This is a genomic window from Aeromonas sp. R2-3 (genome assembly GCF_040908375.1).
GTDB classification, from domain to species: Bacteria; Pseudomonadota; Gammaproteobacteria; order Enterobacterales; family Aeromonadaceae; genus Aeromonas; species Aeromonas veronii.
On the sequence record NZ_JBFODP010000030.1, the window covers coordinates 157,561 to 172,762 of the forward strand.

Below are 15,202 nucleotides of genomic sequence, written 5' to 3' on the forward strand. Positions count from 1 at the left end.
TCAAACTAGCATCGCTCACCAAGAGGGTCAAACCCGCCGGTGCGCAAATGTGAAGCGACCATCGGATGTTTTGCCATCAGGGCAGATCGGCCGGTCGCAGGCAACTCATGCAGGAGGCAACAGATGGGATCCTTGGTATTGGCGGTGAGCACCGGCTCCACCTGGGCGATGCGGGCGGCACTAGTGCTCGCCATGAGCGGGCTGACGTGGCAGGAGCAGGTGTTCGATCTGGAGGATGCCAAGTCGCTGGCGCGGCTCAAGCGGCTGGCACCGGCCGGTCTGGTGCCCTGGCTCGAACACGATGGCGTGCGGGTTCACGACTCGCTGGCCATCGCCGAATATGTTCACGAGCTCTGTCCCGACCGCCAGCTCTATCCTGTTTCGCTGGCCGAGCGGGCACTGGCTCGCAGCCTCTGCGCCGAGTTGCACGCGGGATTTCGGCAGATCCGTTCTCTGCTCCCCTTCTTTCTTGGGGCGCCAACCCGTATCGATCCCCCGGTGGAGGCGGTCGGTGAGCTGGCCCGTTTGCAGGAGATCTGGTCGCAGACGCGGGGCCCCTTCTACTTTGGCGAGGCGGGCATTGTCGATGCCTTCTATGCGGTGATGGCCTATCGGCTGGCCAGCTACGGCATCCTGTTGCCCGGTCAGGCCGGAGCCTATCAGCAGGCGCTGCTTTCTTGGCCTCTGTGGCAGGAGACCCTGCTCAAGGCGCGGTTGCAGTGGCCGGTGGCGGCGCGCCTGTCACAGTGAGCCTTGGCAGATAGATAAACGAGAGAGGGGAGCCAGTGGCTCCCCTCTCTGTTGCTGGTATATATGGCCCAAGAGTTACTTCTGCCGACCGGCAAAGACCACCACTACCTTGTCATCCCCCTTCTCCCGCACGAAGGCGTAGGGGGCATCCGAGAGTTTCTGGTGGCTGCCTGCCGCAATGGCCGGATGGGCGGCGCGGAACTGGCCCAGTTGCTGCCAGTGCTTGACCAGCTCAGCTTTGTCACCGCTGGCCAGCTCCTGCCAGTTCATGTCCGAGCGCAACGCCTGATCGAACACCCCGCCATCTTTGGCCAGCCCCCGGCCGGACTCGTCGCCATAGTAGAGCTGGATGCCGCCCGGCAGCAGCATAAAGCTGTTGGCGACCCGGCGCTGTAGCGGCACATCCTGATAGTCGCCAAAGAACAGCTTGGTGTCGTGGGAGCTGATGTAGCTCAACACGTTGAACTCGGGATCCTGATTGATACGGCTGGCGTAGCTGGCATAGGTGGGCTCGGCGCTGGCCATGCACTGGGCCTGTGACAGTGCGAACTCGCGCTGATAGTCGAAGTTGATCAGGGAATCGAAACCGTTCTGATACCAGAAATCCTTGGCTACCCCGTGATCCCACACCTCGCCCACCATGTAGAAGGGCAGATCGTCGAGGGCCTTGCCCGGGTTCGCAGTCTTCCACTCCTTGAGCGCAGCGGTGCCCGCCTGTTTGAGCTTGGCCCACACCTCGGGCTCCAGATGCTTGACGGTGTCGGCGCGGAAGCCGTCGATGCCAAAGCGGCGCACCCAGTCGGTGTGCCAGGCGATCAGGTAGTCGCTCACGGTAGCGTCGGGTAGCGCCTTGGCAAGGGTATCTTTTTTCGCCGCCAGCAACGGCGGCAGCCCTACCGGTTTGGTCGATTCGGTGAGAAAGTCCGGCAGCCCCGCCACCGAGCCGGTGACATCGTCGGTGCCGGGCTGCGGGTAGCCGGGCAGACCGGCGCGCACCCAGTCACCACTCCACCACTTGTTCCACGCGGGTGATTGATAGTCGATGAACTGGTTGTAGCCATGCCAGTTAAGGCCGCCGCTCGGGCGCCACTGGTTCCAGACGGTCGGCAGTTTGCCGCTGTACTGGGTCAGTTCGGTGAGCCCCAAATCCTGCAAGTCGGCGAGGGTGGCGTAACCGGCGTGGTTCATCACCACGTCGAGGATGATCCGCATGCCGCGCTTGTGGGCCTCGTCCACCAGGGTTTTCAGGCTCTCTTCATCGCCGTAGTTGGGGTCAATCTTGGTGAAGTCGAGCGCCCAGTAGCCGTGGTAGGCGTAGAAGGGGAAGTTGCCCTGCTCACCACCGCCGATAAAGCCGTGAACCTGCTCCACCATGGGGGTGATCCAGATGGCGTTCATGCCGAGGCTCTTGATGTAGTCGAGCTTCTCGGTCAGCCCCTTGAAGTCGCCGCCGTGCCAGGTGGCCACCTCGTCTTGACCATCCTTCTGGCGGCCGAAGCTGTGGTCGTTGGCGGGGTCACCATTGTGGAAGCGATCGGTCAGCAGAAAATAGACGCTCGCCTGATCCCAGCTGAATGGTGCTGGCTTGGCTGCCTTGACCGGCTCGAGCAGCAGCAGGCCGCCGCTCTCTTTGCTCGGGGTCAGGGTCAGTTTGCCCTGTTTGACCACCGCCTCCTGTTTCGAGTAGGCATCCCTCAGTCGGGTACCCTCGGGCCAAACCCCTTTCAGGGATATCGTGACCGGGCCGCCATCCCAGCTGATGCAGGGCTCTTCTGGTGGCTGGCGTTTGAATTCGCTCTTCTTGGTCGCCCGCAGCACCTTGAGGCTGGGGGTATCCGGGTTGAAGGTGAACTGATACTCCCCGGCCAGCATCACCCGAAGGGTAAAGCTCTGATCCTTGCTGCATTTGTCCATGGGCTGGGCGGTGCCGAAGGGGAGCGGCTTGCTCTCGCTCGGGCCAAAGCTGGTACCGCAACTATTGTCTGCGTCGCTGATGCGGATCTGGTGGCTCCCCTTGGCAAGGGTGTGGGTCAGCTCCACCGTGCCCTTGTCCAGCACGATCGGGGTCGCCACCGGTTGACCATCCACATAGAGGCGAACCTCGGGGGCGGCCATCGCCTGTTGGATGAACAGAGGGGCGGCCAGCAGGGCAAGCCAGAGAGGGGATAAGTGATGAGCACGACGCATAAGCCATTCCTTGAGCAGGGCAGTTCGGACAAGGGCCCATTCTAGGAGCAGCAAAGCGCGCCTTGGATCGGCAAAATGCCGATTTGTGACTTCAGTTCGAATGGTTACGTTTTCAAGCCGAGGAAAGTGTGACGGAGAGGAGATGGGAGGCTCTGTCGATAAAAATAGCGGCCATAAAAAATGCCGGTCAGGTGACCGGCATTTGGTGTATCAGGCATTGTCGTCACATCAGACGGTGAAAAACTTGAAGTTGACGAAGGCCACCGCGATGAAGGAAGCCACCATGCCGCTGATGCAGAGCACCGCCGGGCGGATGGCTGGCCAGCGATGGGTCAGCAGAATGATGGCCAGCAGGGTCGGGTAGAGCCCGAACATGTAGCGTGGCATGGCGTTGAGGCCGGTCATCAGCGGGATGGTGCAGCAGATGAACATCAGGGTCGCTTCGGCCCAGCGTTTCTGGCTGAACAGGTAGCCGTTCAGGCACCAGCCGAAGATCACCATGATGGAGAGGTAAGCCTTGCGGCCGCCCAGCTCGAAACCGCTCAGCCACCAGTCCAGCGGGCTGTCCATGTAGCGACCCCACGCCACCTGAATGTGCTTGAAGGCGAAAGCATCGCCGGTCAGGTGATAGAGGTAGACCATGTAGGCAAACAGGCCAAACGGGATCATCCAGAGGGTGAACACCACCTTGAAGGCGCGCTCGGTAAAGCGGAAAAATTCCCGCCAGCCGTAGGCTTGCAGCGCCAGGATCAGCACCGGGAAGACCATCATCACCCCCAGGTTGCGGGTGGCGGAGATACAGACCCCCAGCACGGCCACCATCAGCCACTGCTCCCGATAGGCGAACAGGAACATCCCCAGCATCAGCGCCATAAAGGTCGACTCGGTATAACCGGAGACGAAGTAGGCGGAGAAGGGGGAGAAGGCGAGCAGCCAGACGCCGAAGCGGGCGGTATCATCCCCCAGCTTGAGCTGCCGCAGCACCAGCAGCATCAGCGGCAGGCTGGCGAAGAAGGAGATATTGGTAACAATGATGAGGCCGATCAGGCTCTCGACATTGAACAGGTTGGAGATGGCACCGGAGACCATCGGATAGAGCGGCATAAAGGCCCAGTTGGCCGCATTGCCCTTGCTCAGCCAGCGGGGGTAGAGATCGTAGCCGTTCTCGATGATGCGTTGGAACCAGACGCAGTCGAACTGACAATAGGCCTGCAGCGGGCCGATGTCGGGGGAGCCATAGAGCTGGACACCGAAGTAGCCCATGCCATACAGCGCCACCCGGCTCAGCATGAAGGCGGCGATGATCATCAGCCAGTCACGACCGCTGATGCGCAGTGACGGGCGATAGGGGAGTGCAGCCCCGGTTAGCGGGGCAGTATTGGTCATATCATTCATCAGGCAAAAACCCAGACGCGAGAGAGAACGTAAGTGAGGACGGTAACGGTCAGGGTGGCGATGACCACCGGCAGCAGACCGGAGAGCCCCGCAAACAGCAGGCCGCTCAGGATCAGGTTACGCACCGCCAGCGAGAAGAGGGCGACCAGCAGAAACTTGCTGGCGGCTCCCTGCTTCTGGAAGGTGATGTAGCGGTGACCAAAGAAGGAGAACCAGAACGCGATGGCAAAAGCCAGCGTGGTAACCAGGTGCTCCGAGATGGTGGGCCAGGTATGAAACAGTGCGATGGAGGTGCCAAGGTCGACGAGGGTAGCTCCCCCGCCGACAAAACCGAAACGTACCAGCCGCCAGAATTCCTCGCGGGAGATCATTGAGGCGCTTGCTCCTGCTGCTCTTGCGGGTTGCTGTCAGCGCTCTGCGGTTTGGCCGCATCCTGCTTGGCATACTGGCCATAGACCCCTTCAATGAGGTAGACCGGGCGCTGTTTCACTTCCACGAACATGCGGCCGATGTACTCGCCGATGATGCCGAGCGACAACAGCTGGATACCGCCGAGGAACAGCACTACGGACATCAGGGAGGCGTAACCGGGTACGTCGATGCCGAAGAAAACCACCTGGGTCACGATCTTGAGGATGTAGAGGAAGGCGACGAAGGAGACGCCGACACCCACATAGCTCCAGACCCGCAGCGGCCAGCTGGAGAAGCTGAGCAGACCGTCGAGCGCGAAGTTCCACAGTTTCCAGTAGTTGAACTTGGTTTCACCGGCGTGACGGGCCGGGCGCTCGTAGGGGACGCCAACGGCACGGAAACCGGCCCAGGCAAACAGACCCTTCATGAAGCGGTTGCGCTCCGGCAGCAGCTTGATCGCCTCGACCACGCGACGGTCGATCAGGCGGAAGTCACCGGCGTTTTCCGGCAGCTTGGTGCTGGTGGAGAGGGCGTTGAAGAAGCGGTAGAAGCCACCGGCAGTCAGGCGCTTCATCGGGGTATCGGCGCTGCGATCGACGCGGATGCCGTAGACGGTGTCATAGTCACCGGTCTGCCACAGTTTGACGAACTCCAGGATCAGGGCGGGCGGGTCTTGCAGATCCACGTCCATCGGCACGATGGCATCCCCTTTGGCCTGATGCAGACCGGCGGTCAAGGCGGCTTCTTTACCGAAGTTGCGTGCCAGATTGACCAGGGTAACGCGCGGGTCACGCGCGATGGCCTGCTCGACCACTTCACGGGTGCGGTCACGGCTGCCATCGTTGACGAATACAATTTCAAGCTGGTCTTTCAGCGGGGCCAGTTCGTTGTCTATCGCGTTGATGAAGGCATCGATGCTCTCTTCCTCGTTGTAAACGGGAACGACCAGAGAGAGTCGAAAATCTGGATGCGACATAAGAACGTCCTTATTTGGGATAGTTGTTTTTATAAAATGGTATTCGGGGCAAGGATCACTGGGCTACGGTCAAACGTACCGACTGCACATTGATGGGAGTAGGTGCCGAGAGCGCCAGAAAATTGGGGCGCTTGGGATCTGCCGTGAGCGAGTCACCGGGCAGACTGAGGCGGATTTCGTTGATGCCCGCTTTGGCCAGTTTCACCGTGGTGGTGAAGTCGTGACCCAGCGCCACTTTCAACAGGGCGCCGGCTTCCGGGCTGTTGATGCGAGCCTGTACGGTAAGCTGATCCGGATTGGCCGCCTGCTTGGGCAGCACAAAGTAGAGACCGCCCTGACCGCTGAGCAGGGTACCTTCGTCGCTCGGCTTCTTGGCCCAGCCTTCGCTGGAGAGGAAGCGGCTCGGCTTGGTCAGATTGAGCTCGTTACCCGGCTGATAGGTCATGCTGGAGTTGTGTTCCCAGAAGCGGGTTTTGCCTTCCAGATAATAGAGTTTGTAGGCCAGGCTCACGTTGGGGTGAGCAGCCAGATAGAGGGTGTAAAGATAAAAACCGCTTAACGCCAGAATGGCAGTCAAAAAACCGAACTTTTTGTACGTCATATCACTCTCTATGCCTGACAGAATGGGTAGGCCGATGTCGCGCATATGCTAATCCAATTGCAAAAAAAGCATAGTGGATCACAAAAAAATATTTGGTCACATATTAACCCCTTTTTACCCCTGTTCCAAACGTTGCTGTTTCCCGGTTAAACAGGTCTGGCGGGGCGCAGGTTGCCAGTGGCGCTCCGGCAGGGCAATTGGTAAATAGAAGCGCTTTGCTGCGTCATTTTCTAGCGGATGCGATAGTCATCTGGCCTCTATCGCCATTTTGCAGGGGGCGATTTATGATGACTCACCTATTCGTCAAGGATGACATATGAAGTGGATCTCTTGCTGTCTGCTGCTTGGATTATGGGCGCCAATGGCATTGGCCAGGGCCTTGTGTCCCGAGCCCATTCAGGTTGGTTACGATAACTGGCCCCCCTACCATTATTACGAAGCCGACTCACCGCAAGAGGTGCGCGGTTATGCCGCCGAGGTACTGACGGCTGTGCTCACTTCCATGCACTGCAAGGTCAACTATGTGGAGCTGCCCTGGAAGCGGGTACTGCACGAAATGGAGCATGGTGAGATAGACATGGCGATGGAGGCGAATATCAATGATGAGCGCGCCCGTTATGCCTGGTTTTCCGACTCCTATAACCCGGGGCGCACCTTGCTGTGGATCCGCAAGGGCAGCCATTATCCCGAACAGGATCTGGCGAGCTGGCTGGCCAGTGGTTACTCCCTCGGCGTTACCAAAGAGTACTTCTATGGTGAGGAAGTGATGTCGCTGCTCGCTCGCTATGCCAAACAGGTGAGTGCGGTGAGCGACCAGCAAAATTTTGAGAAGCTGGCCCGCGGGCGGATCGACGGTTTCCTCGGTGACATGCTGGCTACCCCCAGCGCCCTTAACAAGGAGGGGATGAGCGGTCTGTTCACCAGCCACCCCATGGTGGTATCTGAATCGCCGAGCTTCTTTATGTTGGGCAAGCGCAGCTTTTCGCCGCAGTTCTTGCAACAATTTAATCAGGCGTTGGCGCGGTTCAAGGAGACAGGTGCGTATGACATTATCTGGCAGCGTTATGCCCCCGGGCGCTAGCAAAGTATTGGCCGTTCACGCATCATGAGCGGCCTGAGCATCGGGTCTGCTTGTCAGGCCTGACAGAGTGAACAAACCGTTTTGAGGTATCCATGGGGATGAAGTATTGGCTGGCCCTTGCCAATCTGGTGTGGCTGGGATGTTTGCCCGCTGGCGCGGTACATGCGACCGAAGCACAAGTCGTGGTGGCGGCCAGTGAAACCGGACACGACTGGTATCAGGGCAGTCAGGCCGAACAGGCCCGTGTCGAGCTGGAGCAGCAGTTGCAAGAGGCTGTGCTGGCCCAGCTGCACCCCGATTTTTTCACGCTGTGGAAGCGCCTGCAGGCCACCCCTGCAGACAAGCGTGGTGCCATCTATGACGACATTTTTACCAAGCTCAGTCGTTTCCAGCACGCCTGGCGGGGGATGGATCTGGTCTCGCGCGAGCAGATGAAGACCCTCAAGCTCGATTTGAACCGCCCTGTAGTGACCCAACCCAGCGATGATGACCTGCTCACCCAGGTGAAATCCCTGCGCCCTCAGGTGGCGGAATACGAGGCGGTGCGGGCTAAAGTGCACAAACTGCTGGCAATGCCGATGGCCAGCAAGTGGCCGACCCTCGATATGCCGACCCTGCGTGCCGGAGAGAGCTCCGCCGAGCTTGGCCAAATCCGCGCCATGCTCAACGAGCTGGGCGACAGCGCCCCGAGCCATGGTGATCAGATTTACGATGGTGATACCGAGAAGGCCATCAAGCAGTTTCAACGTCGTCACGGTCTCACCGCGGACGGCATTATCGGCCGTCAGACCCGCTCCTGGCTCAATACCGGCCCGCAAGTGCGCGCCAGCCTGCTGCTGCGTAACCTGTGGCGTCGCGATCTGGTGGATCAACTCGCCGGTGGCCGCTACGTGCTGGTCAATATTCCCGACTACCGTCTGAGCGTGGTGGAGTCCGGCAACGAGGTCTTTACCAGCCGGGTCATCGTCGGCAAGGAGCAGCGCGCCACGCCCATCCTCGCCAGCGAAATTCGCTCCATCGTGCTCAATCCCTCCTGGCATGTGCCGCGCTCCATCCTGAGCAAGGACATCCTGCCCAAGCTGGGTCGCGATCCCGCCTATCTGAGTCGCGAGCAGTTCGAGGTGATCGACAGCGAGGGTAATCCGGTGCAGTTCACCGAAGAGGGGTGGCATCAGGCGCTGGCCGCCGGTTTCCCCTATCGCCTGCGGCAAAAGCCGGGTGATCACAATGCCCTGGGGCGCTACAAGTTCTACCTGCCCAACAATGACGCCATCTATCTGCACTCCACCCCGCGCAAGGCGCTGTTCGAGCAGGGGGCACGCGCCTTCAGTTCGGGCTGCATCCGGGTGGAACATGCGGACGATCTGGCCGAGCTGTTGCTGGCAGATTCCCGCTATCAACCGGACAAGGTGGCCAATATCCTCAAGGAGAGCCAGACCAAATGGTTGCCGCTCACCACGCCGATCCCGGTCTTTACCGTCTACTGGAGCAGCTGGATCGACGAAAATGGTCGCCAGCAACTGCGCAACGATATCTACGGATTTGATCGGGTCAGCTTCCAGAGCCGCCTGCTGTGATCCCTGCCACAGAGTGAAAAGCCCGGCCTGTGCCGGGCTTTTCTATGGGCGATTGTGGTTTGACAGCTCCCCCCGCCGGAGGGTAGTTTCAAGCGCCTGTATCACATTCAATCAGTGATCTTATTCAACTATTTTTCGCTTGAATCTGCGATGGACGAACCCCTTATGCTGGAACAAGAGATAAGTCGACGTCGCCTGTTGTTGGGAGCCGGTTGCCTGCTGGGCAGCTCGCTGATCTCCTTCCCTGCACTGGCCAGCCGCAGTACCACCGGGCGTGAACTCAGTTTTTTCAATCTCAATACCGGCGAGCGGGTGCGTGCCAGCTATTGGGAAAATGGCCACTATCTGAGCGACGGGTTGGCCGAGCTCAACCACATCTTCCGCGATTACCGGCGCAATGAAGTGTTCAACATCGACAAGAAGCTGTTTGATCAGCTGTTCCTGTTGCAGCACAAGCTGGGTCGGCGCAGCGAAATCCAGCTGATCTCCGGCTATCGCGCCCCAGCGACCAATCGCCAAAAGCGCCACAAGAGCCGCGGTGTGGCCAAACACAGCTACCACACCCTTGGGCAGGCGGTGGATGTGCGGATCCCCGGCGTACAGCTGGCCCATCTGCGCAAGGCGGCGCTCCAGCTCAAGGTGGGTGGGGTCGGTTACTATCCTCGTGATAACTTCGTTCACCTTGATACCGGCCCGGTGCGCAGCTGGTAAAGGGGATGGCAAGCTGCCAAGCTCTTCCCACCAGAGAGGAGATTGCGATGAAAAAGATAGTGATTGGCGGCCTGATCGCCCTGTTGTTGACCGGTTGCAGCAAGCTCAACCGTGAAAATTACGACCAGTTGAAGATGGGGATGAGTTACGCCGAGGCTAGCACCATTCTGGGCAAGGCGGAGCGCTGTGATGATGCCTTGGGCACTACCAGCTGCCTCTGGGGCGGGGAAGGGAAGAACATCAAGATCCGTTTTATTGCCGACAAGGCGACCTTCTTCAGCTCGGAAGGGATTAACTGAGTCGCAAAACGTCCATGAAAAAAGCGCCGCTCGGGCGCTTTTTTGTTGCTCGCAATCCAACCCGCCTCGCCAGAAGCTGGCGTACTCAGTGGGTCGCGTACTGGTAGTTGAAGGTAGGCAGACCCCACTTGAAGCGAACCGCCAGCAGTCGTAGTACAAAGCCGATCCCGATGGAACCGAACGCGGCCCAGTTGGTCGGCAAGCCCTGATCCAGCGCCAGACAGTAAAGCGCTGCGGTGATCAGCGAAATGGCTGCATAGAGCTCGCGACGAAATACCAGTGGAATCCGCTGGCAGAGCAGATCCCGCAGCACCCCGCCAAAGACCCCGGTCACTACCGCCATGATGCAGGCAATACCGGCGCCGTGGCCCATATCCAGCGCCCGGGCCGCACCGAAGATGGAGAAGACCACCAGTCCCAGGGCATCAAGGGCCATGAACAGCTTGCCGAGATAGCGCATCAGGGGGGCGGAGACCACACCCGCCATCGCAGCTGCGGCAACCAGCAGCACATATTCCGGATGTTCAATCCAGAGCAGCGGATAGTGGCCGAGCAGCACATCACGAATGGTGCCACCACCGATGGCCGTCGCCGAGGCGATGATCACCACACCAAACAGGTCCATCCGTCGCCGACCCGCGGCCAGCGCGCCGGTCATCCCTTCGGCCACCAGGCCAACCAAGAAGAGTGCATGTAACATGAGATATCCCAGGGAACGAGAAAGGCCAGAATCCTACCAACTCGTGTCATATGGGACAAGCTATCGAATGCATGCATTAATTTAATTCATGCTAAATGCGAAAAAGGCACCGTTTCGGGTGCCTTTTCCTAATCAATGTTCAAGGGTTAGCGCCCCAGCTGTTCCTGCCGGTAGTGATCGACCCACATGGCGGTGGCACCACAGATGGCGACCGGCATCACGAAGAGGTTCACCACCGGAATGGCGGAGAAGAGGGTCACCAAAGCGCCGAAGCTGAGGCACTTGCCACGGCGTTGCTTCAAGGCGTCACGCATGGTGATGAAGTCGATCTTGTGGTTGTCGAACGGATAATCCACATACTGGATCGCCATCATCCAGGCGCTGAACAGGAACCAGAGCACAGGCGCCAGGGTCTGGCCCACCACAGGGATCAGAAACAGGATCAGGCAGCCGATGGCCTTGGGCAGGTAATACTTCAGCTTGGTCCATTCGCGGCCGAAGGTGCGTGGCACATCCTTGACGATATCCAGCATACCGCTGTCATTGGCGGGCTGACCGGTGAGGATCTGCTCTACTTTCTCCGCCAGCAGGCCGTTGAAGGGAGCGGCTACCCAGTTGGCAACCGAGCTGAAGATAAAGGAGAAGACCACCAGTATGGTGATGAGGGCGATGGGCCACAGCAGATAGTCCAGCCAGTCGAGCCAGGCGGGGATCTGCTGATGGAGCCATGCGAACAGGCCGTCCAGTTGCAGCAGCAGGGCATAGAAGGCCCCGGCAAACAGCACGAAGTTGACCAGCAGGGGGATCAGCACAAAGGTGCGGATGCCCGGTTGGCGAATGAGGGAAAACCCGCGCAGGAAATAGTCTGCACCGCTGATTGAATCTTTGACCATATGGGGTGATTGGCTCATGTGAGCTCCATCTATGCATGGGAGAACTGCCAGCATATTACAAACAAGCCTTTGATTTGGTAAAGTCGCCGACTATTCCTTATTTCGTGCCGTGGCGACTGAAAATCGGGCATTGAATGGGGATGATGCCTGCATATTACAAACAAAGCCGGGTCTGGATTTGGTAAAGTCACCTGCCCGCCTCCTCTTTATTTAGCCACTGATACAGGTCGCCATGCGTCTGAAACTGATCAAACTCGCCGGCTTCAAGTCGTTCGTCGAGCCGACCCGCATCGAACTGTCGGCTGACATGACCGCCGTGGTGGGCCCTAACGGTTGTGGCAAATCCAACGTCATCGACGCGGTGCGCTGGGTGCTGGGGGAGAGCTCCGCCCGCCATCTGCGCGGTGAGAACATGACCGATGTCATCTTCAACGGCTCCATCAATCGCAGTGCGCACGGGCGCGCCTCGGTGGAGCTGGTGTTCGACAATCCCCATAACCGGGTGCCCGGCGAGTTCGGCCGCTTTACCGAGATCTCGGTGCGCCGCGAAGTGCTGCGCGATGGCTCCAACCACTATCAGATCAACGGCCAGAAGTGCCGCCGCAAGGATGTGACCGACCTCTTCCTCGGCACCGGTCTTGGCCCCCGCAGCTACGCCATCATTGAGCAGGGCACTGTCAGCCGACTGGTGGAGTCACGTCCGGCCGATCTCAAGCTCTTTATGGAAGAGGCTGCCGGGGTTTCCCGCTACAAGGAGCGGCGCCGCGAGACCGAGCAGCGCATTCGCCACACTCAGGAGAATCTGGAGCGCCTCGGCGATATTCGCGGCGAGCTGGGTTCGCGCCTTGACCACCTCAAAGCCCAGGCCGAAACGGCCGAGCGCTACAAACAGCTCAAGAGTCGTTCGCGCGCCGCTCGCGCCGAGCTGATTGGCTCCGAGTTGTGGGCGCTGGAGACGCGTCTTGGCGAGGCTAAAACAGAGCTGGCACAGGCCGAGCAGGCGCTGGCGGCGCTCGATGCCAAGCGCACCGCAGATGAGGGGCGCCACGTCACCCTGTCGGTCGCCAGACAAGAGGCGCAAGCCGAGCAGGCGAGCCGTCAGCAACAGATTTTTCTCGGCGGGCAGGCCATCGCCCGTATCGAACAGCAGCAACTGCACCAGAGTGAACTGGGGCGCGACTGGCAGGCCCGTGCAGAGGCGCTGGGCGAGCGGATTGCCACCCGCAAGGCGCAGCTTGCCAGCCAGCAGGATCAACTGACCGAAGGGGTATTGCGCGCTGAGCAGGAGAGCGCTCGGCTGGAGCAGTGTGAGCAGTTGCTTACCGAGCAGCAGGAGGCTCGCCAGCACGCCAGCGAGCAACTGGAACAAGCCCGCTTGCGCCAGCAGCAGTGGCAGCAACAGTTGGCCGGGGTGCAGGGGCAGCTCAATCAGACCCGTACCCGGTTGGGTGGTTTGCAGGAGCTGCAAGCCAAGACCCGGCTGGCACGCCTCAAACTGGAAGATGAACGCGCAGGCCCCCTCGGCGCTGAGGCCGATGACCTGCAACCGGCCCTCGATGCCCTGAGTGGTGAGCTGGAGCTGACGCGGGCGGCCAATAGCGAGCTGACCGAGCAGCTGGCGCAGGCGGTCGACGCCCATGAACTACTCAAGCAGCAGCATGGCCAGCAGTTGAGCCTGCAGCGGGAGCTGGAAGCGCGGCTGGCGACTCTGGAACAGATCCTCGGCGAGCAGATGGAGGGGGCGACCCTGGCGGATCGACTGCAGGTTGCCCCCGAGTGGGCACAGGCACTCGACAAGGTGCTGGGTCGCTGGCTCACCGCAACGCCAGCGGACGAGTGCGATCTGATGCAAGAGGGGCTCTGGATTGGCCCGGCGCAACCGGCGGTTGCCGGTACCCTGGCGGCGCAACTGGGCGGCGAGCACATTCCTGCCTTCCTCAATGCCATCTGGCTGGTGGAGAGCCGAGAGGCCGCATTGGCCCGCCAGCCAAGCCTTGCGGCCGGTGAGTCGGTACTGACTCCTGCTGGCGACTGGCTGGGGCCAAACTGGGCAGATCTGGGGCAGGGCGCGGCGCTTGGCACCATGGCGCTGCTGGGTGAGCGTGAGCGGTTGCATACCGAGCAGGATAAGGTTGCCGCTGGGCTGGCACAGCTGAGCGAGCAACTTGTTGCTGCCGATACCCGGCGCGCCCAGCTTGCCAGTGCGCAGGAGTTGTCGCAGCGAACCTTGCGCGAGCAAGAGCAGAAATGGCAACAACTGCGCGAAGCCTGGAGCCTGCAACAGGGTCAGCGGCAGGAGCGGTTGCAGCGGCTCGGTCAGCTTGGCGAAGAGCTGATCCGACTTGATCAGGAGCAGGCCGAAGAGGCAGAGCGACTGGCTAGCGCCCGTGAACAACTGGAACTCGATGAGGCGCGCCTTGCCGAGTTGCAGGAGCTGGGGGAGCCGCTGACACAAGCGCTGCAGGTCGCTCAGGATCAGCTGACCCGCTGCGAGCGGGCGGTTGACGAGGCCCGTGTGCGCCGCGAGCAGCAGCAAGCGGCCTGCCAGCGTTTGCAACTGGAGCTGGGCAATCTGCGCCAACTCATTACCCTGGGTGAAGAGGAGCTGGCGAGGCTCGGACTGGAGCTGGCCGGGCTGAAAGGGCCGGATAGCGAGGCAGTGCCGGATCTGGCGCCCCTGCTGGCCGAGCAGCGCAATCTGGAGGCGCAGCAGCTCGCCTGCCATCAACGGCTTGCGGAGCTGGAGCGCCAGCTCGGTGAGCTGGAGCAGGCCAGAAGTGCCGATCACAAGCAGCTGGTGACTCTGCAAGAGAAGCTGGCAACCCTGCGCCTTGAGCGCGAACGCAACCTCACCCGTCGTCAAGGGCTGCACGAGCAGTTCGAAGAGTTGGGGGTTCGACTGGTAGATCTCGATCAGGCGGTGCTGATCGCCGCTGATCGCAGCAAGTTGCGGCAGGAGATCCAGACCCTGGAGGGGCAAGTGGAGGCGCTCGGCGCCATCAACCTGGCGGCGCTGGAGGAGTACGAAGAGGCGAAAACCCGGGCAACCTATCTTGAAAATCAGTGCCAGGATCTCGAGCAAGCGCTGGAAACCTTGAGCCAAGCCATTAAAAGAATTGATAAAGAGACACAAATACGGTTCCGGGACACTTTCGATAAGGTCAACGAAGATTTAAAATCCCTGTTTCCAAAAGTGTTCGGTGGGGGCAGTGCCTGGCTTGAGCTCACCTCCGATGATCTTTTGGAGGCCGGAGTGAGCATCATGGCGAGACCTCCGGGTAAGAAGAATGCTACCATTGCCCTGCTTTCCGGGGGGGAGAAGGCGTTAACCGCGCTTGCGCTGGTTTTTGCCATCTTCAGACTCAACCCAGCACCTTTTTGTCTGCTGGATGAGGTGGATGCACCGCTCGATGAAGTGAACGTCGGTCGCTTCTGTTCTCTTGTCAAAGAGATGTCGAGCACAGTACAGTTCGTTTACATCAGTCATAATAAGGTCTCCATGGAGATGGCTGAGCAGCTGGTTGGCGTCACGATGCAAGAGCCCGGGGTTTCTCGCATTGTGTCGGTCGATATCGGTGAAGCCGTCGCTTTGGCTGAGCAAAACTAGAAAGAGAAGCAGCT

At 60.0% G+C, this 15,202-nt stretch carries 13 protein-coding genes; 6 read left to right on the forward strand and 7 right to left on the reverse strand.

Annotated features, from left to right (window positions below):
- The first annotated feature begins 123 nt into the window (after positions 1 to 123).
- Positions 124 to 750, forward strand: coding sequence for a glutathione S-transferase (locus tag AB5Z02_RS15890; RefSeq protein WP_368216436.1), 627 nt, complete (start codon positions 124 to 126; stop codon positions 748 to 750).
- 75 nt (positions 751 to 825) lie between these two features.
- Here AB5Z02_RS15890 and AB5Z02_RS15895 read toward each other — a convergent pair whose 3' ends face one another.
- The 5 genes from AB5Z02_RS15895 to AB5Z02_RS15915 form a co-directional block, all read right to left on the reverse strand.
- The gene (locus AB5Z02_RS15895) at positions 826 to 2,937 is read right to left on the reverse strand and encodes an alpha-amylase (RefSeq protein WP_368216438.1); all 2,112 of its coding nucleotides are present in this window, start codon (positions 2,935 to 2,937) and stop codon (positions 826 to 828) included.
- A gap of 228 nt (positions 2,938 to 3,165) precedes the next feature.
- Positions 3,166 to 4,332 (reverse strand): hypothetical protein, encoded by a 1,167-nt coding sequence (locus AB5Z02_RS15900; RefSeq protein WP_005338464.1) that lies wholly within the window; start codon positions 4,330 to 4,332, stop codon positions 3,166 to 3,168.
- Positions 4,332 to 4,703 (reverse strand): GtrA family protein, encoded by a 372-nt coding sequence (locus AB5Z02_RS15905; protein WP_005338463.1) that lies wholly within the window; start codon positions 4,701 to 4,703, stop codon positions 4,332 to 4,334. Before AB5Z02_RS15905 ends, AB5Z02_RS15900 begins: the two co-directional genes overlap by 1 nt.
- Positions 4,700 to 5,719: a glycosyltransferase family 2 protein gene (locus AB5Z02_RS15910; protein ID WP_005338462.1), complete on the reverse strand. Its 1,020-nt coding sequence runs from the start codon at positions 5,717 to 5,719 to the stop codon at positions 4,700 to 4,702. The genes AB5Z02_RS15905 and AB5Z02_RS15910 overlap by 4 nt, the downstream gene beginning before the upstream one ends.
- Before the next feature lie 55 nt (positions 5,720 to 5,774).
- Positions 5,775 to 6,320 (reverse strand): hypothetical protein, encoded by a 546-nt coding sequence (locus AB5Z02_RS15915; RefSeq protein ID WP_041202288.1) that lies wholly within the window; start codon positions 6,318 to 6,320, stop codon positions 5,775 to 5,777.
- Between the two features lie 316 nt (positions 6,321 to 6,636).
- Between AB5Z02_RS15915 and AB5Z02_RS15920 the strand changes: the two genes are divergently transcribed.
- The 4 genes from AB5Z02_RS15920 (at position 6,637) to AB5Z02_RS15935 (ending at position 9,988) form a co-directional block, all read left to right on the forward strand.
- A complete protein-coding gene (locus AB5Z02_RS15920; RefSeq protein ID WP_159143240.1) occupies positions 6,637 to 7,401 on the forward strand; it encodes an ABC transporter substrate-binding protein in 765 nt (254 codons plus the stop codon).
- Between the two features lie 92 nt (positions 7,402 to 7,493).
- Positions 7,494 to 8,978, forward strand: a complete 1,485-nt coding sequence (locus tag AB5Z02_RS15925) for a L,D-transpeptidase family protein (protein ID WP_330124076.1) — start codon at positions 7,494 to 7,496, stop codon at positions 8,976 to 8,978.
- A gap of 165 nt (positions 8,979 to 9,143) precedes the next feature.
- Positions 9,144 to 9,689 (forward strand): DUF882 domain-containing protein, encoded by a 546-nt coding sequence (locus AB5Z02_RS15930; protein ID WP_005338458.1) that lies wholly within the window; start codon positions 9,144 to 9,146, stop codon positions 9,687 to 9,689.
- A 47-nt stretch (positions 9,690 to 9,736) separates the two neighbouring features.
- Positions 9,737 to 9,988 carry a hypothetical protein gene (locus tag AB5Z02_RS15935; RefSeq protein WP_005338457.1) on the forward strand — a complete coding sequence of 84 codons (252 nt, stop codon included), beginning with the start codon at positions 9,737 to 9,739 and terminating at the stop codon, positions 9,986 to 9,988.
- 85 nt (positions 9,989 to 10,073) lie between these two features.
- Here AB5Z02_RS15935 and AB5Z02_RS15940 read toward each other — a convergent pair whose 3' ends face one another.
- A complete protein-coding gene (locus tag AB5Z02_RS15940) occupies positions 10,074 to 10,688 on the reverse strand; it encodes a trimeric intracellular cation channel family protein (protein ID WP_005338456.1) in 615 nt (204 codons plus the stop codon).
- Positions 10,689 to 10,834: 146 nt separating this feature from the next.
- Positions 10,835 to 11,599, reverse strand: coding sequence for a sulfate transporter CysZ (gene cysZ, locus AB5Z02_RS15945; protein ID WP_005338455.1), 765 nt, complete (start codon positions 11,597 to 11,599; stop codon positions 10,835 to 10,837).
- Positions 11,600 to 11,813: 214 nt separating this feature from the next.
- Between cysZ and AB5Z02_RS15950 the strand changes: the two genes are divergently transcribed.
- Positions 11,814 to 15,188, forward strand: coding sequence for an AAA family ATPase (locus AB5Z02_RS15950; RefSeq protein ID WP_368216440.1), 3,375 nt, complete (start codon positions 11,814 to 11,816; stop codon positions 15,186 to 15,188).
- Positions 15,189 to 15,202: the final 14 nt, after the last annotated feature.